Origin of the sequence: Adlercreutzia sp. DFI.6.23 (genome assembly GCF_024462535.1) — a bacterium.
GTDB classification, from domain to species: Bacteria; Actinomycetota; Coriobacteriia; order Coriobacteriales; family Eggerthellaceae; genus Adlercreutzia; species Adlercreutzia rubneri.
In genome coordinates this window covers 1-415 of the sequence record NZ_JANGBP010000159.1, presented here as the reverse complement: position 1 = coordinate 415, position 415 = coordinate 1, and the positions used below count along the sequence as shown (strand labels likewise).

Annotated in this window: 1 protein-coding gene; it reads left to right on the top strand. The window is 69.9% G+C overall.

The genetic code is table 11. The features are described 5' to 3' along the window. A partial coding sequence (locus tag NE591_RS12800; protein WP_256156806.1) for a hypothetical protein occupies window positions 1-415 on the top strand: 415 nt, incomplete at both ends.

Sequence of the window (415 nt, the reverse complement as noted above, 5' to 3'; positions counted from 1 at the left end):
CGCACGACGAGTGAGGCGCTGGCCCGCTGCCTCGCCCAAGGCGCGACGGCGCCTGCAGGCGCAGCATCGCGCGGAGCTGGATTGCCCGTCTTGGGCGTGGCGCACGGCAGTGTTCATTTGACGCCGCACCTTGCCTTCGACGGGCGTCTCTGGTCGCTGCGGATCGATGCGGAAGGCCCGCAGGGCACTTACGTGGTGCGCGACCTTGAGGCCTTAGCCCATCGCGTGCAGCGTGGGGAGTACTTATCCTACGGGAAGAAGCTCGCCTTTGCCCATCGGCTCGAGGCCTTCGACGGGCCTTCCCGCGCCGTGGCCCGCACGCTGGCCGAGGTGTTACCCGATGAGCGCTTGTTCGGCGGCTCCACGTTCCGAGCCGCCGCCGGGAAGCGCGAGGTGCGCCTGCGAGAGGCGGAGC